Raw genomic sequence first — 25,167 nt, 5'->3', positions numbered from 1 at the left:
TTATAGCTTTCCACTGAATGCTTGGTGTAGAAGAGATTGTTTCAGCTCATCCAATGCGTCTATCTTTCGTTGGTTGAGGGAACTAAGGTGTTTGGTTTCTGCTTTCCGTTGATCAAGGTATGAAACAATCTTCATTTGCTCATCTAAAGGCGGAACAATCACAGGTAATAGGCGCAAATCTTCCAGATTAATTCCTACGTATGCAGCCCCTTTCTTCACTCCTCCGAGCCACTGCTGGCTAACACCTGACCCAATTAGGTAACTCAGGAAGTTTGGATTCATCTGAAGAGGGTCTACTGGAACCATGGCAACCTCTCGCGAAATATTCCAACCTGCCATTGTCTGTTCGACAACAGCAACTCCACCAAGGGTACCTCGAACGTTTACTAGGACCTCGCCACCCTTAAGTATGGTTCGTGAGTAATCCGCCGAAAGTTTTGCAGCTATTCGCTTTATTCCTCGTGTTTCGATATTAAGCCTACGAACATTACTTGTTCGTAGGCAGGGCACGCCATGTGGGGTTTCATCTCCAAGCTTGATGACACCGTAAGTAATTACTCTTGCAGGATCGCATAAATCAGCAAGAGGTTTTACCACCCATCCATTCCCTTTCTGACTAAAAATGCCATGAAGATAACTTTCAAAAAGGGTTAGCGAATTCTGGCGATTTTTCTCAGTGTTGGCTCTGGCTGCTGCTATTCCCTCAAATGCTTGTTCTAACAGGCTAACAATACGTTGCTGTTCGAATAGAGTTGGAAGGTTAATCTTAATCTGCTGGAGTTTCTGAATTGTCAGAGTATCCACAGTTGCACCATTTCCACGATCCAATTGCTCGAAAAATTGTGGTGATTTCAGCCATAAATTTACAAATTGGCTACTAACCTCACTTTTTCTCTTCATCCAAAGAATACTGGCATCCTTAAAGTAAAACCGATCATTTGGTTGAACAATATACGAATTACCGATGGTACCAATCGCTGTGATGATAATATCCCCTGCTTCAGGTACTCCGGATTTGGCAGAAAGTTCCTTGTAATGTTCTTCGGAAATAAAAAGCTCGTTATCGACCGATCCATCTAATGCTAAACGTGTCACTTCTCGACCGCGATAGAATGGAATTCCACATTCTTTCCATTGGGACTTCAATACTCGTTTGCTAGAACCAATCTGGAAAAGTGAACTAAGTGGTAGAGCTGTATGATTCATACCAACCCCCGAATGCTGGCTAATAATTTTGCACTCTTCGCATCGAGTATCGCTATTTCATCTATGATTTCCTGAGGTGAGCGGTGTACGAGTTCTTCCGCACCATTTGGGTTCTTCACCGTCAAATCATAATTGCTGCTGTTGATATCAGATATATTTAGACTCCAGCTTTTGTCTGAGTCAGCAAATCGTGCTTGAAAAGCCACAAATTCCGTTAGATCTTCATCATTCAACGGATTGGTTTTGCCCAAATTACGCCCTGGCTCAAGCTGATAGAACCAAACTTTGTTAGTCGTAGTGCCTTTGTCGAAAAATAGCACCACGGTTTTCACTCCTGCACCTTGGAAGGTACCACTAGGGCAATCCAGCACGGTATGTAGGTTGCAGCTCTCCAGAAGTAATTTACGTAGTGCCACTGAAGCATTGTCTGAGTTGGAAAGAAAGGTGTTCTTGATAACAATGGCGGCACGACCACCCACTTTTAGCATCTTGATAAAGTGTTGCAAAAATAGAAATGCCGTTTCGCCGGTACGGATCGGGAAGTTCTGTTGTACCTCTTTGCGTTCCTTGCCCCCGAATGGCGGATTGGCGAGAATTACTTCCATCCGTTCTTTTTCCTGAATATCCGCCAAATTCTCGGCCAGAGTATTAGTATGTTGGATGTTAGGCGCTTCGATTCCATGCAGAATCAGGTTCATAATGGCAATAACGTAGGCGAGGCTTTTCTTCTCCTTGCCGTAGAATGTCCGAGTTTGCAATGTATCGAAATCGGCGGTAGTGAGATTTGGGTTTGCTGACAAGTAATCGTGGGCTTCGCATAAGAAGCCCGCCGAGCCACAAGCCCCATCGTAAATACGCTCGCCAATGCATGGCTTGACTACCTGGATCATTGCACGAATCAGTGGGCGAGGTGTGTAGTATTCACCGCCGTTACGTCCGGCGTTTCCCATCCGCTTGATCTTTTCTTCATAGAGCGCTGAGAGTTCATGCTTCTCAACCTGCGAGCGAAAACGTAACTCGTCGATGTAATCGATGATATCTCGTAAGGTGTATCCGCTACGGATTTTGTTTCTAATCTCGCCGAAGATCTCCCCAATCTTGTATTCAATGGTATCCGGGCCACTGGCTCTTTGCTTGAAACCCTCGAGATAGCCAAACAAATCTTTGTCTACGAATTCAATCAGGTCATCGCCTGTTAAAGCAACATTGTGGTCAATCTTTCCATCCGCACCCTTAGGAGCGGCCCAGCGGGACCAGCGATAGCGCGGTGATAGGATTGGTGTGTAGGTTTTGCCTTCCAGCAGGGCTTCATTTTCTTTGTCCTGTTCAAGTCCATCGAGATACTTGAGAAACAGTAACCATGAGGTCTGTTCGGTATAATCCAGTTCTGAACTACAGCCAGACTCTTTGTGCAGGGCATCGTCAATATTTTTAAAGGCTTGATCAAACATGAATGGTATCCGAGTAATTCACTGAGTAAGGATCTGCCGTGACAGGCACTTACAGCTAATAGATTGAGTTGGCTACTATTCTATCGCTTACAGAAGTCGCTATAAACAGGCATTGGGTTATTTTGAAGTATTATTGGATGTACATGAGTGATATGGGAGAAATTAGACAGACCCCTACCCAACTTGCGGCGCCAACAACAAAGTTGGTGAGCTAGGCATCAGAAAGGCATCGTACTCAGTTTTGTACGGCGATAATGCCTGGAAGCAATAAAGCTAAAAAAGAGTTTAAAAAACATAATATAATCAGTATCCTATTAGATGTTTCACATCTCGTTCAATACAGAGTTGTCCCTTTACACTTGGCAGGTAAGTTTTTGAGGTGCCTTTATCAATGTCTGAGTTCATCCATCCCATTACGCAACTTGTGCATAGTACGGTACGCATTGAATGTACAGATTCACAAAACAGAATCTCATCAGGTTCCGGCTACATATTCATGTTTTGCGAGACAGAGGAAACGGCAATTCCTTGTGTAGTAACAAACAAACATGTTACCGAAGGTGCGATTCGTGGGGTTTTCCATTTAACATTAAAAAATGAAGACGGTACCCCAGCACTGGCGATGCATGAAGCTGTTGTTCTCGACGAATTGGAAAAATATTGCATCCCCCACCCGATAGCTGCAATCGATCTGGTCGCTTTTCCTATTGGGCCAATCTTGAACAGTGCAAGTAAAGAAGGACGAGCCTATCACTTTGTACCTCTTGGTAAACAGATGTTAGCGAGCAGCGAGCTTTTAGAGTCACTTCCCCCAATGGAGGAGATCGTAATGATTGGTTATCCGAACGGGTTATGGGATCAACTTCATAATCTGCCAATCATCAGAAAGGGGATTACGGCCACTCATCCCAAGCTGAAGCTGAATGGAAAACCTGAATTTCTCATTGATGCGGCTTGCTTCCCAGGGTCTTCGGGGTCACCTGTTTTTTTGGCAAATATTGGGAGTTATGTTAGCCCAGATGGTGCATTGTGTGCAGGAACTAGAATTGCATTACTTGGTACGCTATATGCGGGCCCTCAGCATACGACTAGCGGGGAAATTGTTGTTGTTGATGTTCCTACTGATACGAAACAGATATCAGTAGGAAGTATCCCTAATAACCTTGGGTACGTAATTCAGGCAAGTGAGCTTCTGGTTCTTGAAGATGCCGTAAAACAAGCCCTTCAGCTGGTTCCGAAGATGTCGCGAAATGCTCCTTGTCCCTGTGGAAGTGGACAGAAGTTCAAAAGGTGCTGTGGTGTCCTTGGCTAACTCATTTTTGAAAGTGGACTAAGCTATCTGATTCACTTCATTAAGGCACTTGTAATAAAAACTGCTCGCAGTTTTTTATCCCGTACATGGTCAGCATAATGAAACCTTTTTCATTCAATTAAGCGCGGAACGCAGATTTTTCCGAATATACTCGCGACGCACCCGGCGGCCTGTCCGTTAGCATCCTGAAACTTGAGTTATTTCGGGGATATATAAGCCAATAGGGAATAATACGTTAATCGGTTTAATAAATGTAATTTTTTGCCGGGAATATATAACCATGCTTATATGTTGGTTAAATATTCATCTCTTGCCGCAGGATTGTGACGGCGCTCGCGTGCTGAAATCCTGGTCCTTTCTGCCGTAGACGGTCAACCCATAAGAACGAGCCTAATGTTGCAAAATGTTGCTGTCTATCACATTAAATTGACGGTGGCGGGGCCATAGTAACGGCAAATCAGCGATAGCTATCCTGACAGTGGCCATCAGGCAATCAAAGCAATAGGGGCAGGCGACTTCCCATTACTGATGAATTTACATAAAATCACCCATAATAATAAGAGAGGCTATTATGATTGATCATGAACTAGGGAACTGGAAAGATTTTATCGAAGGCATGCTTCGTAAATAAATTCCGCAATGTGAGCAGGGTAATCTGACTGCGAAAATAACGATGCAGTGGATCTGAACACATAAAAAAGGCGACCCCTGTGGTCGCCTTTTTTGTTATTCCATCTCCACGAGAGATCCTCGCGATGGACGCAGGTTATTGCGGCCGCTCTTTCAGCGGGAAGCGGCGACGCACCAGCACAAAGAACAGCGGTACGAAGAAAATAGCGAGAATGGTGGCGGAGATCATGCCGCCCATCACCCCGGTGCCGACCGCGTGCTGGCTACCCGAACCCGCGCCGGTGCTGGTCGCCATCGGCAGCACGCCGAAAATAAAGGCCAGCGAGGTCATCAGAATCGGCCGCAGGCGCTGACGGCAGGCCGAAAGCGTCGCAACCAGCAGATCCTCGCCTTTTTCATTGAGCTCGTTGGCAAACTCGACGATCAGGATGGCGTTCTTTGCCGACAGGCCGATAACCGTCAGCAGCCCGACCTGGAAGTAAACATCGTTCTCAAGACCGCGCATCCAGGTTGCCAGCAGGGCGCCGATGACTCCCAGCGGCACCACCAGCATCACGGAGAACGGAACCGACCAGCTCTCATACAGCGCCGCCAGGCACAGGAAGACCACCAGCAGAGAGATCGCGTACAGCGCCGGGGCCTGGGCGCCGGATAAGCGCTCCTGGTAGGACATCGCCGTCCACTCGAGGCCGAAGCCGTTCGGCAGCTGCTGCGCCAGCTCTTCCATAATCGTCATCGCCGTACCGGTACTGACGCCCGGCGCGGCTTCGCCGACGATTTCGACCGCCGAGTAGCCGTTATAGCGTTCCAGGCGCGGCGAGCCGGTTTCCCAGCGCGAGCTGGCAAAGGCCGAGAAGGGAACCATCGTGCCGCTGCTGTTGCGCACGTACCACTGATTGATGTCGTCCGGCAGCATGCGATATTTTGCCGCCGCCTGGACGTAGACTTTTTTCACGCGGCCGCGATCCATAAAGTCGTTCACGTAGCTCGAGCCCCAGGCGGTTTGCAGCGTATCGTTGATGTCATCTATCGATATCCCCAGCGCCTGCGCCTTGCGCTGATCGATATCCACCTGCAGCTGCGGGCTATCGTCAAGGCCGTTGTGGCGCACGCGGGTCAGCTGAGGATTGTTGGCGGCCAGCTCCAGCAGGGAGTCGCGGGCGGCCATCAGCGCGTCGTGGCCGTTGCCGGCGTGGTCCTCAAGCTCCATATCGAAGCCGGCGGAGCTGCCCAGCCCGCTGATGGCCGGAGGGCTGCTGGCAAAGACGCGCGCCTCTTTAATCTTGTTAAAGGCTTTGGTTGCCCGTTCGATAATGGCAAAGGCGGAGCCGCTGGTGGGGTCCCTCTGGTCCCAGTCCTTCAGGCGTACGAACATTCGCGCCACGTTCTGGCCGTTGCCGCCCGGGCCGGAGCCGATGGTAGCGAACACCGATTCGACGTTGGTCTTCTCGTTCTTAAGGAAGTAGTCTTCGGCCTCCTGCACCACCTTCAGCGTCTGCTGCTGCGTAGAGCCGGCGGGCAGCTGCACCGAGGTGGTGAACATCCCGCGATCTTCCTGCGGCAGGAACGAGGTCGGCAGGTGCATAAACAGGAACACCATCCCGCCCAGCAGCAGGACGTAGATCATTATCCAGCGCAGCGAACGGTGCAGAATTTTCCCGACCGATGATTCGTAGCGGCTGGCGTTGCGGTCAAACATGCGGTTAAACCAGCCAAAGAAGCCTTTCTGACCGTGCAGTTCGCCTTTCTGAATCGGCTTGAGCAGGGTGGCGCACAGCGCCGGGGTGAGGATCATCGCTACCAGAACCGACAGCACCATCGCGGACACAATGGTGATTGAGAACTGACGGTAAATGGCGCCGGTGGTGCCGCCGAAGAAGGCCATCGGGATAAACACCGCCGACAGCACCATGGCGATACCCACCAGCGCGCCCTGGATTTGACCCATCGATTTGCGGGTCGCCTCCCGGGGCGAAAGTCCCTCCTCGCTCATGATACGTTCGACGTTCTCCACCACCACGATGGCGTCATCCACCAGCAGGCCGATCGCCAGCACCATGGCAAACATCGTCAGGGTGTTGATGCTGTAGCCGCAGGTATAGAGCACCGCGAAGGTGCCCATTAAGACGACCGGGACGGCAATGGTCGGGATCAGGGTGGCGCGGAAGTTTTGCAGGAACAGGTACATCACCAGGAACACCAGGGCGATCGCTTCAATCAGCGTTTTCACCACGTCGGTAATCGACGCCTTAACGAACGAGGTGGTCTCGTAGGCGATTTTATACTCCAGGCCGTGGGGGAAATATTGAGAAAGCTCGTTCAGGCGGGTGATGACCCGCTCGGCGGTGGCCATTTCGTTGGCGCCGGAGGCGAGCTTAATACCCAGCCCTGATGCCGCCTGGCGGTTATAGCGGCTGAGGTAATCGTACTTTTCGGCCCCCATCTCAACGCTGGCAACGTCGCCGAGCGTCACTTCCGAGCCATCCTGATTAACGCGCAGCGTAATATCGCGGAACTGATCCGGCGTCTGCAGCAGCGACTGGGCGTTGATGGTGGCGTTAAGCGCCTGCTTATCAACCGACGGCGTGCCGCCCAGCTGGCCTACGGCAATCTGGGCGTTCTGCGATTCGATGGCGTCTGTGACGTCTTTCGCCGTCATCTGGTAGCTGTTGAGCTTCGCCGGATCGAGCCAGATACGCATTGAGTACTGGGAGCCATAGGCATCGATATCGCCGACGCCGTTGACGCGGCTTAGGGGGTCCTGGACGTTACTGGCGACGTAGTCGGCAATATCCTGCTTGTCCATGCTGCCGTCGGTGGAGACAAAAGCGAGGGTCAGAATGTTGGTATCACCGGTCTTACGCACCGTGACGCCCTGATTCTGCACCGCCTGCGGCAGCTTACGCATCGCCGACTGCAGCTGGTTTTGCACCTGCTGCACCGCTTCATCGGGGTCGGTTCCGGCGGTAAAGCTCAGGGTGACCGTCGCCTGGCCGGTGGCGCTGCTCTGAGATGACATGTACATCAGGTTATCGAGGCCGGTCATATTCTGCTCGATAACCTGGGTGACGGTATTCTCCAGCGTTTGCGCGGAGGCGCCGGGGTAGTTGGCGGTGATCCTCACGTTCGGCGGCGCCAGCTCGGGATATTGCTCAACGGGAAGCGATAAAATCGCGAGCGTTCCGGTCAGGCATAAAAGAATAGCCAGTACCCACGCAAAAATGGGGCGATCGATAAAGAAATTCGCCATCAGAATTAGGACCTCATTTTGTACATTTTTTGTTATTGCACAGCTTGTGACACTCTAGCGGTAAGCCTGCAGGCAATCGTGGAGAAATTAAGGAGATAGTGTAATTTATCGTGTGCCTTTTACGGCATGGTAAAGAAGTGTCCTGCCCCTTTACTGAAGGTCGCTTCATGGCGTTACCCTTTCGCAATTGCTGCCGGAAGTAAACATCTTTTATCGCTTTTATGCCGGGCCTTAGCCTCTGTTAAGTAAGTAAAACATCATTTCATTTAAGTCAAAAAATTTGATCCAAAACGGATTATCGCCAGATAAGCGCTATCCTGGGCAAATGAACATTGTTTCCGTCCCACCTTGTCGGGTAATTAATAGCTATGCTAACCGCATGGTTATTTACCGGGAAGACGGAAGGATGCCATGAACCACTTTATTTTGAGCGATAGTCACAAATGCATCGGATGCCGGGCCTGCGAAGTGGCCTGCGTCATGGCGCATAACGATGAGCAGCACGTCCTGACCGAACGGCGTTTTTTGCCACGGATTGTGCTCATCAAAGGCGAGCAAAAATGTAACCCCATAACGTGTCACCATTGTGAAGGCGCGCCCTGCGCCCGCAGCTGTCCGAACGGCGCGATAAGCCGGGTTGACGGTAGCGTACAGGTGCGCCAGGAAAAATGTATCGGCTGTAAATCCTGCATGGTGGCCTGCCCGTTTGGGGTAATGCAAATAGTGCTTACGCCGCTGGCGGCGGGAAAAGTAAAGGCCACCGCGCACAAGTGCGATCTGTGTCGAGAGCGCGAAGCGGGTCCGGCCTGCGTGCAAAACTGTCCGGCTCAGGCGCTACAGCTGGCCGATGAAGAGACGCTGCTCGGCCTGGCGAAACGACGACGCCTGCGGGCGGCCCGCATGGAGGCGCAGCCGTGGCACAGCCATCCTGCAGAGCTCATGCCGGCAGAGCGTAATGAGAAGGTCGAGCAGATGGCGGCAACGCCGCCGCGCGCGGAGGCCGAGAGGCTCGCGCCGGCGCTGCGTAAAACGCATTTTTCTGAAATCTACCTGCCGCTTTCTGCGGCCCACGCGCAGCAGGAGGCTCAGCGCTGCCTGAAGTGCGGCGAGCACAGCATCTGCGAATGGACCTGCCCGCTGCACAACCACATCCCGCAGTGGATTGAAAAGGTTAAGGCCGGGGATATCGCCGCCGCCGTTGAGCTTTCCCACCAGACCAACTGCCTGCCGGAAATCACCGGCCGCGTCTGTCCGCAGGATCGCCTGTGCGAGGGGGCCTGCACGCTGCATGATGAACATGGTGCGGTCACCATCGGCAATATCGAACGCTATATTTCGGACCAGGCGCTGGCGGGCGGCTGGCGGCCGGATCTGTCGCGGGTGGTTGCCAGCGGTAAAAAGGTGGCGATTGTCGGCGCCGGCCCGGCCGGCCTCGCCTGCGCGGACCTGCTGGTACGTAACGGCGTGCAGCCGGTGGTGTTTGACCGGCACCCGGAAATCGGCGGCCTGCTCACCTTCGGTATTCCCGCCTTTAAGCTGGACAAATCGCTGCTCTCCCGGCGGCGGGAGATCTTTAGCGCAATGGGCGTGCGCTTTGAGCTGAACTGCGAGGTAGGCAAAGATCTTCCCCTCAACGCGCTGCTGGACGACTACGACGCGGTGTTTATCGGCGCCGGGACCTATCGCTCGATGAAGGCTGATTTGCCGAATGAGGAGGCTCCCGGGGTGTACGACGCGCTGCCGTTTCTGATTGCCAACACTAAGCAGGTGATGGGGCTGAGCGAGCTGGCGACGGAGCCCTATATCGATACCCACGGGCTGGAGGTGGTGGTGCTGGGCGGCGGCGATACGGCGATGGACTGCGTGCGCACCGCGCTGCGTCAGGGCGCGAAGCGGGTCACCTGCGCCTATCGCCGGGACGAGGCCAATATGCCGGGGTCGAAAAAAGAGGTCAAAAATGCCCGCGAAGAGGGGGCGGTATTTGAATTCAACGTTCAGCCGGTGACCCTGGAGCTGGATGCCAACGGCCGGGTCAATGGGGTGCGCTTCCTGCGAACCCGGCTCGGCGAACCGGACGCGCAGGGGCGCCGCGCGCCGTCGCCGATCGCGGGCAGCGAATTCGTGATGCCGGCGGATGCGGTGATTATGGCCTTTGGCTTTCACCCGCACGGCATGCCGTGGCTGGAGTCCGTCGGCGTGCAGCTGGACGGCCGCGGGCGGATCCGCGCGCACGTTGAAAGCCGCTACCGCTATCAGACCAGCCATCCGCAGATTTTCGCCGGCGGGGATGCGGTTCGCGGAGCCGACCTGGTGGTGACGGCGATGGCGGAGGGCCGCCATGCCGCACGGGGGATCGTCGATTTCCTCGGTCTAAAATCGATTCCGCCCTGCTAACGACAAAGCGCGCTCCGCGGCGTAGTATGACTGCGTCATTCTCTGCTGCGGGGCCGTATGCCACTCAATATCAACGTCATTAAAGATAAAATCCTCTCTGAAAACTGGTTCGTTTTGCGCAACATGACCTACGAGCTGACGCGCGGCGACGGCAGCGTGGTGCGACACAAGCGCGAGGTTTACGATCGCGGCAACGGCGCAACGGTTCTGCTCTACAACCGGCGCAAGCAAAGCGTGGTGCTGGTGCGCCAGTTCCGCGTCGCCACCTGGGTGAACGGTAACGAAGACGGCATGCTCATCGAGACCTGCGCCGGGCTGCTGGATAACGACGAGCCGGAAGCCTGCATTCGCAAAGAGGCGATCGAGGAGACCGGCTACGAGGTGGGTGAGGTTCGCAAGCTGTTCGAACTGTATATGTCTCCCGGCGGCGTCACCGAGCTTATCCATTTCTTTATCGCCGAATACAGCGATGCTCAGCGTAAAAACGGCGGCGGCGGGGTGGATGATGAGGAGATTGAGGTCCTGGAGCTGCCATTCAGCCAGGCGCTTGCGATGGTGGCCGGCGGCGAGATCCGCGACGGAAAAGCGGTTATCCTGCTGCAATATTTGCACGCTTCGGGGCTGATGGCCGGGGATCTCTGATAAATCCGATTGAGTAAAGGCGTATCGCTGGGGAAGATAGCGGCTGTTTTTCGCGCTATCTTCCGGGGTTGTACCACGCATGTTTTATCGGCTTATCTTGATTCTGCTTTTCGGCCTGTTCCCCGCCTCGCGGACGTGGGCGGTGCCGGTGCAGCAGACGTTCAGCGACTGGCTGGTGACCTGTAATAATCAAAACTTCTGCGTAACCCGCAACGTCGGGCTGCACTATGGCCTGGTGATGACCCTCAGCCGCAGCGCCGGTGCGGCAACCGATGCCAGCCTGCGCATTGAGCTGGGCGGGGTTGGCAATCCGGTCGCGGCGCTGGCACCGATCGGCCCTCGTCTGCTGCTGGACGGTAAACCTCTGGCGCTGGTGGATAAGCGCTGGCAGGTTGCCGACAAGCTGCTTAAAACCGGCGATAGTGCCACCATCGACGCTTTTCTCCAGCAGGTGCAGGAAGGGCAGGCGATAAGCCTGGTGGACGGCCTGCAGACCATTTCTTTGCAGGGCCTGAAGGCGGCGCTGCTGTTTATCGACAGCCGCCAGAAGCGGGTCGGCAGCGAAACGGCGTGGATTGGCAAAGGCGAAGAGCCGCCGCTCAGCGTCCCGCCGGCGCCGGCGCTGCGCACGGTGGCGAAAGTCGACGTATCGCAATCGCCGCTGAGCCGCGATGAGCTGAATGACCTCATGGACTATGGCAACGAGCGCATGAGCAACAGCGCATGCTCGCTGGATCCCTCCCTGCGGGAAGTGCGGGTTACCGCGCTGACCGATGAGAAGGTATTGCTGATGTTCAGCTGCGAAGCGGGGGCCTACAACACCGTATGGCTGGCGTGGTTGGTTTCGCGCCAGCAGCCGTACGTCGCGCGTCCGCTGCGCCTGACCCTGCCTTTCCAGCCGCCCGGCGGCGCAGGGCGCGAAATTGAGCTGATGAATGCCAGCATCGACGAACAGCGCCACGAGCTGGTAACCCTTGAGAAGGGGCGCGGCCCGGGGGATTGCGGCACCCAGACCCGCTGGCGTTATGACGGCCAGCGGTTTAGCCTGGTGCGCTTTGCTCAGCAGCCGCAGTGCGATAACTGGCAGAGGCCAGACGCCTGGCCTACGCTGTGGATCACCCGTTAAGCAGCCCTTCAGCCGTGCTGACGATATTCTCGACGGTAAAGCCAAAGAACGGGAACAGTTTATCCGCCGGCGCCGATTCGCCGTAGCTTCTCATGCCGACAATGGCCCCCTTCAGGCCGACGTATTTATACCAGTAGTCGGCAATCCCGGCCTCAACGGCAATGCGGGCGCTGACGTCAGACGGCAGTACGGATTCCCGGTATGCCTCATCCTGGGCATCAAACACGTCGGTTGACGGCAGCGACACCACCCGCACGTTGACCCCTTTCGCCAGCAGCTTCTCCGCCGCCAGGGCGGTGATCTCTATCTCCGAGCCGGTGGCTATCAGGATCAGATCCGGCTTGCCTCCGGCATCTTTCAGCACGTAGCCGCCGCGCGCAATATCGTCCACCTGCTGCGGCGTGCGCGCCATCTGCGCCAGGTTCTGGCGCGACAGGATCAGCGCGGTTGGGCCGGTCTGCCGTTCGATGGCCGCCCGCCAGGCGACCGCGGTTTCTACCTGATCGCAGGGGCGCCAGGTGCTGAAGTTGGGCGTCAGCCGCAGGCTGGCCAGCTGCTCAACCGACTGGTGAGTGGGGCCATCCTCCCCCAAACCAATGGAGTCATGGGTGTAAACCATGATCTGCCTGGCCTTCATCAGCGCGGCCATGCGCGCCGCGTTGCGGGCGTATTCCACGAACATCAGGAAGGTTGAGGTGTAGGGAATGAATCCGCCGTGCAGGGCAATGCCGTTGGCGATGGCGGTCATGCCAAACTCGCGGACGCCGTAGTGGATATAGTTGCCGGCAGGATCGTCCTTAATAGAGGTCGACCCGGACCAGATGGTCAGGTTGCTGGGCGCCAGATCCGCCGAGCCGCCGAGTAGCTCCGGCAGCGCGGGCCCGTAGGCGTTAAGCGCATTCTGTGAGGCCTTGCGGCTGGCGATTTTTTCCGGGCTGGCCTGCAGCTTCGCGATATAGCCGCGGACGATCTCGCTCCAGCTTTCAGGCAGATCGCCGCTCATCCGCCGCGTAAGTTCGTCCGCGAGCTCTGGGTACGCCTGTCGATAGGCGGCGAATTTGTCGTTCCACGCGCGTTCTGCTTTTTCACCGCGCGGCCGGGCATCCCACTTTTGATAGATCTCTTTTGGGATCTCGAACGGTGGATATTTCCAGCCCAGCTTCTCGCGGGCTAAGGCGACCTCTTTTTCCCCGAGCGCCGCGCCGTGCGCCTCTTCGGAGCCGGCTTTATTGGGGGAGCCGAAGCCGATGACGGTGCGGCAGATAATCAGCGATGGCTTATCTTTGACGCTTTGCGCCTCGCGAATTGCCTGCTCAATCGCCTGCGGGTCGTGGCCGTCGATATCGCCGATCACGTGCCAGCGATAGGCCCTGAAGCGTTCGGCGGTATCGTCGGTGAACCAACCCTCAACGTGACCGTCGATAGAGATGCCGTTATGGTCATAGAAGCCGATAAGCTTGCCCAGCCCGAGGGTTCCCGCCAGCGAGCTGGCCTCGTGCGAAACCCCCTCCATCAGGCAGCCGTCGCCCATAAAAACCCAGGTGTGGTGATCGACTATCTCATGTCCCGGGCGGTTGAACTGCGCCGCCAGCGTGCGTTCCGCGATCGCCATCCCGACCGCGTTCGCCAGGCCCTGACCGAGCGGGCCGGTGGTGGTCTCTACGCCTGGGGTGTAGCCATGCTCCGGGTGGCCGGGGGTTTTAGAGTGCAGCTGTCGGAAGTTTTTGAGCTCTTCCATCGGCAGGTCGTAGCCGGTCAGATGCAGGAGGCTGTAGAGCAGCATCGAGGCGTGGCCGTTGGACAGCACAAAGCGGTCGCGATCGTACCAGTGCGGGTTCTCCGGGTTGTGCTGGAGGAAGTCATTCCACAGGACTTCGGCGATATCCGCCATGCCCATCGGGGCGCCGGGATGGCCGGAATTGGCTTTCTGAACTGCGTCCATGCTGAGGGCGCGAATCGCGTTGGCAAGTTCTCTTCGGGACATAATGTACTCCTGAAACAATATGTTGCATGAGTTTTTTGTGATGAATGGTAGCGGAAGTTTTAGGGTGAATAACTAAAAAGCATAGCAGACAGGGCTATCATTGCCTGCGAAACTAGGTTACAAAAATGTTATAAATCGATAACAAATATACCTTTGTGATGGCGAGAGTTTGGCGGTGTTCAAAGTTTGGAAAGCCGTCAGGCGAGATACTATGCCCCACCTTGGGTGGACATCAGGATAGACATTGCCCGTCACCCCCTACGATCGATACGTGAAAGGAACAATAAAATGGATGAGCAGTTGAAACAAAGCGCCCTCGACTTCCATGAATTTCCCGTCCCTGGAAAAATTCAGGTTGTGCCGACCAAACCCCTTGCGACGCAGCGCGACCTCGCGCTGGCCTACTCGCCGGGCGTAGCAGCGCCTTGCCTGGAGATCGAAAAAGACCCGCTGGCCGCCTATAAATACACCGCGCGCGGCAACCTGGTTGCGGTCGTCTCCAACGGTACCGCGGTGCTCGGCCTCGGCAATATCGGCGCGCTCGCCGGCAAGCCGGTGATGGAAGGTAAGGGCGTTTTATTTAAGAAGTTCGCCGGCATTGACGTGTTTGATATTGAAGTTGACGAGCTGGACCCGGATAAGTTTATCAACGTGGTTGCCGCGCTGGAGCCAACCTTTGGCGGTATTAACCTGGAAGATATCAAGGCGCCAGAGTGTTTCTACATCGAGCAGAAGCTGCGCGAGCGCATGAATATCCCGGTATTCCATGACGATCAGCACGGCACGGCCATTATCAGCACCGCCGCCATTCTCAACGGCCTGCGGGTGGTCGAGAAAAACCTCTCCGACGTGCGGATGGTGGTTTCCGGGGCGGGCGCCGCGGCTATCGCCTGTATGAACCTGCTGGTGGTGCTGGGCATGCAGAAACACAACATTGTGGTCTGCGACTCCAAGGGGGTGATTTATAAAGAGCGTGAGCCAAACATGGCGGAGACCAAGGCGGCCTACGCGGTGGACGACGACGGCAAGCGCACCCTCGACGACGTGATCGACGGGGCGGATATTTTCCTCGGCTGCTCCGGCCCGAAAGTGCTGACGCCGGAGATGGTGAAAAAAATGGCCCGCGCGCCGCTGATCCTCGCGCTGGCTAACCCGGAACCGGAAATCCTGCCGCCGCTGGCGAAACAGGTCCGCGAAGACGCGATTATCTGCACCGGCCGCTCTGACTATCCGAACCAGGTTAACAACGTGCTGTGCTTCCCGTTTATCTTCCGCGGCGCGCTGGACGTCGGCGCCACGGCGATTAACGAAGAGATGAAGCTGGCGGCAGTACACGCGATTGCTGAACTGGCGCACGCCGAGCAGAGTGAAGTGGTGGCCTCCGCCTACGGCGATCAGGATCTGAGCTTCGGGCCGGAATACATCATCCCGAAACCGTTCGATCCGCGGCTGATCGTGAAGATCGCGCCGGCGGTGGCGAAGGCGGCGATGGACTCCGGCGTGGCGACGCGCCCGATTGCCGACTTTGATGCCTACATCGAGAAACTCAGCGAGTTCGTTTACAAAACCAACCTGTTTATGAAGCCGATTTTCTCCCAGGCGCGCAAAGAGCCGAAGCGCGTGGTGCTGGCAGAAGGGGAGGAGACGCGGGTTCTGCACGCGACTCAGGAGCTGGTCTCTCTGGGGCTGGCGAAGCCGATTCTGGTAGGACGCCCGAGCGTTATCGAAATGCGCATTCAGAAGCTCGGCCTGCAGATTAAACCCGGCGTTGATTTTGAGATCGTCAACAATGAATCCGATCCGCGCTTTAAGGAGTACTGGAGCGAATACTATCAGCTGATGAAACGCAGCGGCGTCACCCAGGAGCAGGCGCAGCGGGCGGTTATCAGCAATACCACGGTGATTGGCGCGATCATGGTCCATCGCGGCGAGGCGGATGCGATGATCTGCGGCACCATCGGTGATTACCATGAGCACTACGCCGTGATTCAGCCGCTGTTTGGCTATCGCGACGGCGTGAACACGGCGGGGGCGATGAACGCGCTGCTGCTGCCGAGCGGCAACACCTTCATTGCCGATACCTACGTCAACCATGACCCGACGCCGGAGCAGCTGGCCGAAATCGCCCTGATGGCGGCGGAGAGCGTGCGCCGCTTCGGTATCGAACCGCGCGTTGCGCTGCTGTCGCACTCTAACTTCGGCTCCGCCAACTGCCCGTCGGCGAGCAAAATGCGCAAGACCCTCGAGCTGGTGAAGGCGAGCGCGCCGGATCTGATGATCGATGGCGAAATGCACGGCGACGCCGCGCTGGTCGAAAGTATTCGTCACGATCGGATGCCGGACAGCCCGCTGAAAGGGGCGGCCAACATTCTGGTGATGCCGAATATGGAAGCCGCGCGCATTAGCTACAACCTGCTGCGGGTCTCGAGCTCGGAAGGGGTGACCGTTGGGCCGGTGCTGATGGGGGTGGCAAAACCGGTGCATATTCTGACGCCGATTGCCTCCGTTCGCCGCATCGTCAATATGGTGGCGCTGGCGGTTGTGGAAGCGCAAACTCAGCCGCTGTGATCGACAAAGCCCCGTTCGGGGCTTTGTTTTATATCCACTCTTTGACTTTGATGAACTCACTCAGGGCAGCCTCCGGGCTGCCTTCTTGCGGCTGGTAGTCATACTCCCAGCGCACCAGCGGCGGCATCGACATCAGAATCGACTCCGTGCGTCCGCCGGTCTGCAGACCAAACAGCGTCCCGCGATCCCATACCAGGTTGAACTCAACGTAGCGCCCGCGGCGATAGAGCTGAAACTGACGCTCCCGCTCGCCGTACGGCATCGCTTTGCGCCGCTCAACGATCGGCAGATAGGCGTCGGTGTAGCCGTTGCCCACCGCCTGCATAAAGCGGAAGCAGTGGTCGAAGTCCGGGGTATTTAAATCGTCGAAGAACAGGCCGCCGATGCCGCGCTGCTCGTTGCGGTGCCTGAGGAAGAAGTAGTCATCGCACCACTTTTTGTAGCGCGGATAGACCGCTTCGCCAAACGGCTGGCACAGGTCGCGCGCGGTGCGGTGCCAGTGAACGGCATCCTCGTCAAAGCCGTAAAAAGGGGTCAGGTCAAACCCGCCGCCAAACCACCATACCGGGTCCGCACCGGGCTTTTCGGCGATGAAAAAGCGCACGTTGGCGTGGCTGGTCGGCACGTAGGGACTGCGCGGGTGAACCACCAGCGAAACGCCCATCGCCTCAAAGCTGCGGCCGGCCAGCTCCGGGCGATGCGCCGTGGCCGAAGCCGGCATGGCGTCGCCGTGAACGTGAGAAAAGTTGACCCCGGCCTGCTCAAAGATTGCGCCTTCACGCAGCACCCGGCTTCGCCCGCCGCCTCCGCCTTCGCGCTGCCAGCTATCTTCGATAAACGGCTGTCCGTCGAGGGCGCTAAGCTGCCGGCAGATAGCGTCCTGCAGCTGGAGGAGATAGCGTTTAACCTGTTGCACGTCGGGCTTCATTTACGTCTCTTTGAGTGGGCTTTTTGGTTATCGAACCAGTGGAAGTAGCTGATGATGCCGGAGGCAATGGCGCTGGCGATTTTCTGCCGAAACGCGGTGGTACCTAACAGCTTTTCCTCGCCCGGATTGGTAATAAATGAGGTCTCGACCAGCACCGACGGAATCGACGGCGACTTCAGCACGACGAAGGCCGCCTGTTCGGTGTTGCGGCTGTGCAGCTTATGCACCGGCTTAATATTTTTCAGGATATGTGAGCCCAGCGTCAGGCTGTTTTTAATGGTGTCCGTCTGGACCAGATCGAACAGCACCTGCTGTAGCAGATGGTCTTTCGCGGTGGTCTTTTTCCCCGCCACCTCATCGGCGCGGTTTTCGCGATCGGAGAGGTATTTCGCCATCGCGCTACTGGCGCCGCGGTTGGAGAGGGCAAATACGGACGCCCCGGCGGCGCTGGGGTTAGTAAAGCCGTCGGCGTGAATAGACATAAACAGATCCGCACCGTGCTGGTGGGCAATTTCCACGCGGTCGTACAGCGGAATAAATGTATCGCCAGTGCGCGTCAGGCGCGCGTCGATGCCGTTACTGCGCAGAATGCTGCGTACGGTTTTGGCAATCGCCAGCACGACGTGTTTCTCTTTGGAGCCGTTATGACCGATAGCGCCGGTATCAATACCGCCGTGTCCCGGGTCGAGCATCACGACGCGCTTCGCGCCCGCTTTTTTGGCGGCCGGCTTACTGTGCCCGTTGGAAGTCGTCAGCGGCTGTTCTTTTGCGCTGGCCTGCGAGGCAATCCCGCTAAGGGTTACGGCAGCCAGCCCGGCTTTCAGCACCTGGCGGCGCGAAGCAAGTATTTTTAATGGTTTAAAAGTGCTCATTCGGCCTGAATTACAAACAAGTGGTACCCAATGTTATATCGTATCGTGTTTTTCGTTACGACCTTTCGTAATAAGAATTGTTTTACTTTTCATTTCAATACGTGACAAGGTCATATTATGTCATTTTTTGAGGTTAATTTCGCCTGATATTGGCTATCGGGCGTAATCACGCCATAATCACTTTTTTTATGCCTAAAAGATGGGGAATACCATGGAGATACGCGTTTTTCGCCAGCAGGATTTTGAAGAGGTGATAACTCTCTGGGAGCGCTGCGAGCTTCTGCGCCCGTGGAATGACCCGGAAATGGACATCGAGCGTAAGGTTAATCACGATGTTAGCCTGTTTCTGGTTGCCGAGGTTAACGGTGAGGTCGTTGGCACGGTAATGGGCGGCTACGACGGTCATCGCGGTTCGGCCTACTATCTCGGCGTTCATCCGGAGTATCGCGGACGCGGCATCGCCAACGCGCTGCTTAACCGGCTGGAAAAAAAGCTCACCGCCCGCGGCTGCCCAAAAATTAATATCATGATCCGCGAAGACAACGAGGTCGTGCAGGGCATGTATGAACGGCTTGGCTACGAATATGCGGACGTGCTCAGCCTGGGTAAGCGTTTGATTGAAGATGAAGAATACTGAGCTCATCCCCGCCGATTTTGATGCGCACGGCCGGCTAAGGCTGCCGTTTCTTTTCTGGTGCGTCCTGCTGCTGCAGGCGCGAACCTGGGTGCTGTTTATTATGGCCGGGGCGTCGCGGCAGCAGGGCGATGCGCTGCTGAATCTGTTCTACCCCGATCATGACAACTTCTGGCTTGGGCTGCTGCCCGGAATACCGGCGGTGCTGGCGTTTATCGTCAGCGGCCAGCGGCAGCGCTTTCCCCGCTTCTGGCCGCTGATACGCTGGCTGCTGGTGCTCTCTCAGGCGCTGCTGCTTATCTGGCAGCCGCTGCTGTGGCTGGGCGGCGAGTCGCCTTCGGCCCTGACCATCGGCCTGCTGGTGGCGGATATTTATGCGCTGTGGTGGCTGCTGAGCAGCCGTCGGCTGAGAGCCTGTTTCCAGGAAGAGCAGGTTTAACGGCACTTTTTGCCGATCCCGCACTCCAACAGGCGTCAAATTAACAGGAAAGGACGATCTCATGAAATCGCTACGTTTACTTCTTTGCGCGCTCCCGCTGGCGTTAACCGGCTGCTCGACGATGAGCGCGGTTAACTGGTCCGGGGCCCTGCCGTGGAACTGGTTTGGTTCCTCCATGGAGGTCACCGAGCAGGGGGTGGGTAATCTGACGGCCGCCACGCCGCTGAATGAACAGGCCATCAGCGACGCGCTCGGCGGCGGCTACCGCCTGCGCAGCGGCATGAAAACCGCCAACGGCAATATCGTGCGCTACTTTGAGGCGCTGAAGGACGACAGGGTGGTGATGACGATTAACGGCGAGAACGGCACCATCAGCCGCATCGACGTGCGCGACAGCGAAATCAAAACCGAGAGCGGTGTGCAGGTAGGGACTCCGTTCAGCGAGCTGTACAGCAAAGCGTTCGGCAACTGTCAGAAGGCCAGCAGCGACAACGGTGCGGTGGTCGAGTGTCAGGCGCAGGGCAGCCAGCATATCAGCTACGCCTTCACCGGCCACTGGAGCGGCCCGGAAGAGCTGATGCCTTCAGACGATACGCTGAAAAACTGGAAAATCGGTAAAATCACCTGGCGCCGCTAATTTGATCTGGAGAGACACGACGGCGGCAAAAAACGCGTACAATAGTCGCGTTTAAGCGCCACAGCGTTGTGGTTGTCTCATTTCAGGAGGAGCGATGTCTCAGGTTCAGAGCGGCATTTTGCCGGAACATTGCCGTGCGGCGATTTGGATTGAAGCCAATGTAAAAGGGGACGTTAACGCCCTGCGTGAAGCCAGCAAAAACTTTATCGATAAGTTAGCCACCTTTCAGGCTAAATTCCCGGACGCGCAGCTGGGGGCGGCTATTGCCTTTGGCAATAACGTCTGGCGCGAGCTGAGCGGCGGCGTGGGTGCCGAAGAGCTAAAAGAGTTTCCCGTTTACGGAAAAGGCCTGGCGCCATCGACTCAGTACGATCTGCTGATTCATATCCTGTCCTCTCGTCATGAAGTGAACTTCTCCGTCGCCCAGGCGGCGATGGCGGCGTTTGGCGGCATCGTTGAGGTCAAAGAGGAAGTCCACGGCTTCCGCTGGATCGAAGAGCGTGACCTCAGCGGCTTTGTCGACGGTACCGAAAACCCGGCCGGCGAAGAGACGCGTCGCGAGGTGGCGATTATCAAAGATGGCGTCGATGCGGGCGGGAGCTACGTCTTCGTTCAGCGCTGGGAGCACAACCTCAAGCAGCTAAACCGCATGAGCGTTCCCGATCAGGAGATGATGTTTGGCCGGACCAAAGAGGCCAATGAAGAGATTGACGGCGACGATCGTCCGGAGACCTCGCATCTCAGCCGCGTTGATCTGAAAGAGGACGGCAAGGGGCTGAAAATTCTGCGTCAGAGCCTGCCGTACGGTACCGCCAGCGGCACGCATGGCCTCTATTTCTGCGCCTACTGCGCCCGTATCCATAATATTGAACAGCAGCTGCTGAGCATGTTTGGTGATACCGACGGCAAGCGCGACGCCATGCTGCGCTTTACCAAACCGGTGACCGGCGGCTACTACTTCGCGCCGTCCGTCGAGCGTATTCTGGCGCTGTAGGTCTTCCTGCGCCATTGCCCTCTCCCTCGCGGGGAGGGCTGCTATCAGCGCCTGCCTCTCTCTAACGTTGCCGCCGGCCGCGGTTTTCAAACTCCTTATTCTCTTTTCTACTTCCAAATCGCCAAACGGTATATAAAACCGTTACTCCTTTGGTACTCGTTATAAATATTATGACCATATGAAAGTCATCAATCTTATAAGGGTGCGCAATGGCCGTTAAATCACTGAACAAAGGATACCTGGCGCTGGCTGCTTCTGTGCTGCTGGTTGCGCAGGCTCAGGCGACTGAATTGCTGAACAGTTCCTACGATGTTTCTCGCGAGCTGTTTGCCGCCCTTAACCCGCCGTTTGAACAGCAGTGGGCGAAAGATAACGCCGGCGATAAGCTGACGATTAAGCAGTCCCACGCCGGCTCGTCAAAGCAGGCGCTGGCGATCCTGCAGGGCTTAAAAGCCGACGTGGTGACCTATAACCAGGTGACCGACGTGCAGGTCCTGCATGACAAAGGCAACCTGATCCCGGCCGACTGGCAAAGCCGCCTGCCGAACAACAGCTCGCCGTTCTACTCGACGATGGGCTTCCTGGTGCGCAAAGGGAACCCGAAAAACATCCATGACTGGAACGATCTCGTCCGTTCCGACGTGAAGCTTATCTTCCCGAACCCGAAAACATCGGGCAACGCGCGCTACACCTATTTAGCCGCATGGGGCGCAGCGGATAAAGCCGACGGCGGCGATAAAGCCAAAACCGAGCAGTTCATGACCCAGTTCCTGAAGAATGTCGAAGTGTTTGATACCGGCGGCCGCGGCGCGACCACCACCTTTGCGGAACGCGGGCTGGGCGATGTGCTGATTAGCTTCGAATCGGAAGTGAACAACATCCGCAAGCAGTATGAAGCGCAGGGGTTTGAGGTGGTGGTGCCGAAAACCAATATTCTTGCCGAATTCCCGGTGGCGTGGGTGGATAAAAACGTCAAAGCCAACGGTACGGAGAAGGCGGCAAAAGCCTATCTGAACTGGCTCTACGGCCCGCAGGCGCAGACGATCATCACCGACTACTACTATCGCGTGAACAATCCGCAGGTGATGGAAACGCTGAAGGATAAGTTCCCGCAGACCGAACTGTTCCGCGTCGAGGATAAGTTTGGCTCCTGGCCGGAGGTCATGAAAACCCACTTTGCCAGCGGCGGTGAGCTGGACAAACTGTTGGCGGCGGGGCGTAAGTAATGTTTGCTGTTGCCTCTAAGCGCGTGCTGCCGGGCTTTACCCTGAGCCTCGGCACCAGCCTGCTGTTTGTCTGTTTAATTCTGCTGCTTCCTCTGAGCGCGCTGGTGATGCAGCTGGCGCAGATGAGCTGGGGACAGTACTGGGATGTTGTTACCAACCCGCAGGTGGTTGCCGCGTATAAGGTGACGCTGCTGTCGGCCTTTGTGGCCTCTATTTTTAACGGCGTGTTTGGCCTGCTGATGGCGTGGATCCTGACGCGCTACCGCTTTCCCGGCCGCACGCTGCTCGATGCGCTGATCGATCTGCCCTTTGCGCTGCCGACGGCGGTAGCGGGCCTGACCCTGGCGTCGCTGTTTTCGGTCAACGGCTTTTACGGCGAGTGGCTGGCGCAGTTTGATATCAAGGTTACCTACACCTGGCTGGGTATCGCGGTGGCGATGGCCTTTACCAGCATTCCGTTCGTGGTGCGTACCGTCCAGCCGGTGCTGGAAGAGCTGGGTCCTGAATACGAAGAGGCCGCGGAAACGCTGGGCGCCACGCGTCTGCAGAGCTTCCGCAAAGTCGTGCTTCCGGAGCTCTCTCCGGCGCTGCTGGCCGGCGTTGCCCTGTCATTTACCCGCAGCCTGGGTGAGTTTGGAGCGGTTATCTTTATCGCCGGAAATATCGCGTGGAAGACGGAAGTCACCTCGCTGATGATTTTTGTGCGTCTGCAGGAGTTTGACTACCCGGCGGCGAGCGCGATTGCCTCGGTGATCCTGGCCGCCTCGCTGCTGCTGCTGTTTTCCATCAACACCCTGCAAAGTCGCTTTGGTCGACGTGTGGTAGGTCACTAATGGCGGAAGTTACTCAATTGAAGCGTTACGACACGCCCCGCATCAACTGGGGAAAATGGTTTCTGATTGGTACCGGGATGCTGGTTTCCGCCTTCATTCTTATCGTGCCGATGGTTTACATCTTCGTTCAGGCCTTTAGTAAAGGCCTGATGCCGGTCCTGCAAAACCTCGCCGACCCGGATATGCTGCACGCGATCTGGCTGACGGTGATGATTGCGCTGATTACGGTCCCGGTGAACCTGGTGTTCGGTACGCTGCTGGCCTGGCTGGTGACGCGATTTACCTTCCCCGGCCGCCAGCTTCTGCTGACGCTGCTGGATATCCCTTTTGCCGTTTCGCCGGTGGTGGCGGGGCTGGTCTATCTGCTGTTTTACGGCTCTAACGGCCCGCTTGGCGGCTGGCTGGATGAGCATAACCTGCAAATTATGTTTGCCTGGCCGGGCATGGTGCTGGCAACGATCTTCGTGACCTGTCCGTTTGTGGTGCGCGAGCTGGTGCCGGTGATGATGAGCCAGGGCAGCAACGAAGATGAGGCGGCGATTCTGCTCGGCGCGTCGGGCTGGCAGATGTTCCGTCGGGTGACGCTGCCCAATATTCGCTGGGCGCTGCTGTACGGCGTGGTGCTGACCAACGCGCGCGCCATCGGCGAGTTCGGCGCGGTGTCGGTGGTCTCCGGGTCAATTCGCGGCGAGACGCTGTCGCTGCCGCTGCAAATTGAGCTGCTGGAGCAGGATTACAATACCGTGGGTTCATTTACCGCCGCAGCCCTGCTGACGTTAATGGCTATTTTGACCCTGTTTTTGAAAAGTTTAGTGCAGTGGCGTTTGGCCAATCAGGAAAAACGCGCGCAGCTGGAGGGAAATCATGAGCATTGAGATTGCCAATATTAAGAAATCTTTTGGTCGCACCCAGGTGCTGAATGATATCTCGCTGGATATCCCTTCCGGACAGATGGTCGCGCTGCTGGGGCCGTCAGGCTCCGGGAAAACGACGCTGCTGCGCATTATTGCCGGCCTGGAGAATCAGTCCAGCGGCCATATTCGCTTTCACGGCACCGACGTGAGCCGAGTGCACGCCCGCGATCGTAAAGTGGGCTTTGTGTTCCAGCACTACGCGCTGTTCCGCCATATGACGGTATTCGACAATATCGCCTTTGGCCTGACGGTGCTGCCGCGCCGCGAACGGCCTAACGCCGCCGGGATCAAGGCTAAGGTGACGAAGCTGCTGGAAATGGTGCAGCTGGCGCACCTTGCCGATCGCTATCCGGCGCAGCTCTCCGGCGGTCAGAAACAGCGCGTGGCCCTTGCGCGCGCGCTGGCCGTTGAGCCGCAGATTCTGCTGCTTGATGAGCCCTTCGGCGCGCTGGATGCCCAGGTGCGTAAAGAGCTCCGCCGCTGGCTGCGTCAGCTGCATGAAGAGCTGAAGTTTACCAGCGTGTTTGTGACCCACGATCAGGAAGAGGCAATGGAAGTCGCCGATCGCGTGGTGGTCATGAGCCAGGGCAGCATCGAGCAGGCCGACGCCCCGGAACGGGTCTGGCGCGAACCTTCTACCCGCTTCGTGCTGGAGTTTATGGGCGAAGTTAACCGCCTGAAGGGGACCATCCGCGGCGGCCAGTTCCACGTTGGCGCCCACCGCTGGCCGTTGGGCTATACCCCGGCGTATCAGGGGCCGGTCGATCTGTTCCTGCGTCCGTGGGAGGTCGATATCAGCCGCCGTACCAGCCTTGATTCACCGCTGCCGGTACAGGTGCTGGAAGCCAGCCCGAAAGGCCACTACACCCAATTAGTCGTGCAGCCGCTCGGGTGGTATGACGAGCCGCTGACCGTGGTCCTGCCCGGCGATGACGCGCCGTATCGCGGCGAACGTCTGTTTGTCGGCTTGCAAAACGCGCGCCTGTACAACGGCAAAGAGCGCATCGAGCCGCGCGAGGAGCTTGCTCTGGCAGAATCTGCCTGATAGCTTAACCCTCAGTTTATCGTCGTTCAGGCGACGGCAAGGATTAGGTAGCCCGGATGCAACGCCATCCGGGGACGTTTGC

General features: G+C 56.6%; 19 protein-coding genes and 1 pseudogene. 14 read left to right on the top strand and 6 right to left on the bottom strand.

Annotated features, from left to right (window positions below; translation table 11 throughout):
• The gene (locus EDF75_RS11710; RefSeq protein ID WP_133599373.1) at positions 1 to 1,206 is read right to left on the bottom strand and encodes a restriction endonuclease subunit S; all 1,206 of its coding nucleotides are present in this window, start codon (positions 1,204 to 1,206) and stop codon (positions 1 to 3) included.
• Positions 1,203 to 2,657 carry a class I SAM-dependent DNA methyltransferase gene (locus tag EDF75_RS11705; RefSeq protein ID WP_133599371.1) on the bottom strand — a complete coding sequence of 485 codons (1,455 nt, stop codon included), beginning with the start codon at positions 2,655 to 2,657 and terminating at the stop codon, positions 1,203 to 1,205. The genes EDF75_RS11710 and EDF75_RS11705 overlap by 4 nt, the downstream gene beginning before the upstream one ends.
• Positions 2,658 to 3,048: 391 nt before the next feature.
• On the opposite strand from EDF75_RS11705, the gene EDF75_RS11700 reads away from it, so the two are divergent.
• Positions 3,049 to 3,969, top strand: a complete 921-nt coding sequence (locus tag EDF75_RS11700; protein WP_133599369.1) for a S1 family peptidase — start codon at positions 3,049 to 3,051, stop codon at positions 3,967 to 3,969.
• Positions 3,970 to 4,540: 571 nt separating this feature from the next.
• Positions 4,541 to 4,600 carry a protein YpfM gene (gene ypfM, locus EDF75_RS11695; protein WP_115193902.1) on the top strand — a complete coding sequence of 20 codons (60 nt, stop codon included), beginning with the start codon at positions 4,541 to 4,543 and terminating at the stop codon, positions 4,598 to 4,600.
• Between the two features lie 135 nt (positions 4,601 to 4,735).
• Here the strand turns inward: ypfM and acrD are convergent, their stop codons facing one another.
• Positions 4,736 to 7,849, bottom strand: a complete 3,114-nt coding sequence (gene acrD, locus EDF75_RS11690; RefSeq protein WP_133599367.1) for a multidrug efflux RND transporter permease AcrD — start codon at positions 7,847 to 7,849, stop codon at positions 4,736 to 4,738.
• 411 nt (positions 7,850 to 8,260) lie between these two features.
• On the opposite strand from acrD, the gene aegA reads away from it, so the two are divergent.
• The 3 genes and pseudogenes from aegA to EDF75_RS11675 all read left to right on the top strand — a co-directional run bounded on the left by aegA (position 8,261) and on the right by EDF75_RS11675 (position 12,011).
• Complete coding sequence (gene aegA / locus EDF75_RS11685) at positions 8,261 to 10,243, top strand: formate-dependent uric acid utilization protein AegA (RefSeq protein WP_133599365.1); 1,983 nt, start codon at positions 8,261 to 8,263, stop codon at positions 10,241 to 10,243.
• A gap of 57 nt (positions 10,244 to 10,300) precedes the next feature.
• Positions 10,301 to 10,898, top strand: a pseudogene (nudK, locus tag EDF75_RS11680) (GDP-mannose pyrophosphatase NudK).
• 66 nt (positions 10,899 to 10,964) lie between these two features.
• The gene (locus EDF75_RS11675) at positions 10,965 to 12,011 is read left to right on the top strand and encodes a DUF1176 domain-containing protein (protein WP_133599361.1); all 1,047 of its coding nucleotides are present in this window, start codon (positions 10,965 to 10,967) and stop codon (positions 12,009 to 12,011) included.
• Here EDF75_RS11675 and tkt read toward each other — a convergent pair.
• Complete coding sequence (gene tkt, locus EDF75_RS11670) at positions 12,001 to 13,995, bottom strand: transketolase (RefSeq protein WP_133599359.1); 1,995 nt, start codon at positions 13,993 to 13,995, stop codon at positions 12,001 to 12,003. The genes EDF75_RS11675 and tkt overlap by 11 nt on opposite strands.
• A 288-nt stretch (positions 13,996 to 14,283) precedes the next feature.
• Here tkt and maeB point away from each other — a divergent pair, with 288 nt between their 5' ends.
• Complete coding sequence (gene maeB / locus EDF75_RS11665) at positions 14,284 to 16,563, top strand: NADP-dependent oxaloacetate-decarboxylating malate dehydrogenase (protein WP_133599357.1); 2,280 nt, start codon at positions 14,284 to 14,286, stop codon at positions 16,561 to 16,563.
• A gap of 28 nt (positions 16,564 to 16,591) precedes the next feature.
• Here the strand turns inward: maeB and hemF are convergent, their stop codons facing one another.
• Together hemF and amiA are read right to left on the bottom strand one after the other, a co-directional pair.
• Positions 16,592 to 17,491 carry an oxygen-dependent coproporphyrinogen oxidase gene (hemF, locus tag EDF75_RS11660; protein WP_133599355.1) on the bottom strand — a complete coding sequence of 300 codons (900 nt, stop codon included), beginning with the start codon at positions 17,489 to 17,491 and terminating at the stop codon, positions 16,592 to 16,594.
• Positions 17,488 to 18,363, bottom strand: coding sequence for an N-acetylmuramoyl-L-alanine amidase AmiA (gene amiA, locus EDF75_RS11655; protein WP_041146663.1), 876 nt, complete (start codon positions 18,361 to 18,363; stop codon positions 17,488 to 17,490). The genes hemF and amiA overlap by 4 nt, the downstream gene beginning before the upstream one ends.
• Before the next feature lie 211 nt (positions 18,364 to 18,574).
• Here amiA and EDF75_RS11650 point away from each other — a divergent pair, with 211 nt between their 5' ends.
• From EDF75_RS11650 to cysA, 8 genes are all read left to right on the top strand, one after another.
• Complete coding sequence (locus EDF75_RS11650) at positions 18,575 to 19,000, top strand: GNAT family acetyltransferase (RefSeq protein ID WP_041146662.1); 426 nt, start codon at positions 18,575 to 18,577, stop codon at positions 18,998 to 19,000.
• Entirely contained in the window at positions 18,987 to 19,436 is a 450-nt protein-coding gene (locus EDF75_RS11645) for a DUF2919 domain-containing protein (RefSeq protein ID WP_133599353.1), read from the top strand. Before EDF75_RS11650 ends, EDF75_RS11645 begins: the two co-directional genes overlap by 14 nt.
• 61 nt (positions 19,437 to 19,497) lie before the next feature.
• Positions 19,498 to 20,073 carry an RpoE-regulated lipoprotein gene (locus EDF75_RS11640; RefSeq protein ID WP_045856209.1) on the top strand — a complete coding sequence of 192 codons (576 nt, stop codon included), beginning with the start codon at positions 19,498 to 19,500 and terminating at the stop codon, positions 20,071 to 20,073.
• A 94-nt stretch (positions 20,074 to 20,167) separates the two neighbouring features.
• The gene (locus EDF75_RS11635) at positions 20,168 to 21,067 is read left to right on the top strand and encodes a Dyp-type peroxidase (protein ID WP_133599351.1); all 900 of its coding nucleotides are present in this window, start codon (positions 20,168 to 20,170) and stop codon (positions 21,065 to 21,067) included.
• Between the two features lie 209 nt (positions 21,068 to 21,276).
• On the top strand, positions 21,277 to 22,293 hold the full coding sequence (locus EDF75_RS11630) for a sulfate ABC transporter substrate-binding protein (protein WP_133599349.1): 1,017 nt from the start codon (positions 21,277 to 21,279) through the stop codon (positions 22,291 to 22,293).
• Positions 22,293 to 23,126: a sulfate/thiosulfate ABC transporter permease CysT gene (cysT, locus tag EDF75_RS11625; protein ID WP_095100406.1), complete on the top strand. Its 834-nt coding sequence runs from the start codon at positions 22,293 to 22,295 to the stop codon at positions 23,124 to 23,126. Before EDF75_RS11630 ends, cysT begins: the two co-directional genes overlap by 1 nt.
• Complete coding sequence (gene cysW / locus EDF75_RS11620) at positions 23,126 to 24,001, top strand: sulfate/thiosulfate ABC transporter permease CysW (RefSeq protein WP_045856202.1); 876 nt, start codon at positions 23,126 to 23,128, stop codon at positions 23,999 to 24,001. Before cysT ends, cysW begins: the two co-directional genes overlap by 1 nt.
• Complete coding sequence (cysA, locus tag EDF75_RS11615; RefSeq protein ID WP_123710300.1) at positions 23,991 to 25,085, top strand: sulfate/thiosulfate ABC transporter ATP-binding protein CysA; 1,095 nt, start codon at positions 23,991 to 23,993, stop codon at positions 25,083 to 25,085. Before cysW ends, cysA begins: the two co-directional genes overlap by 11 nt.
• Positions 25,086 to 25,167: the final 82 nt, after the last annotated feature.

Origin of the sequence: Klebsiella sp. BIGb0149, assembly GCF_004362605.1 — a bacterium.
GTDB classification, from domain to species: domain Bacteria; phylum Pseudomonadota; class Gammaproteobacteria; order Enterobacterales; family Enterobacteriaceae; genus Klebsiella; species Klebsiella terrigena.
The sequence above is the reverse complement of the archived record's forward strand: the minus strand, read 5'-3'. Positions and strand labels throughout refer to the sequence as shown.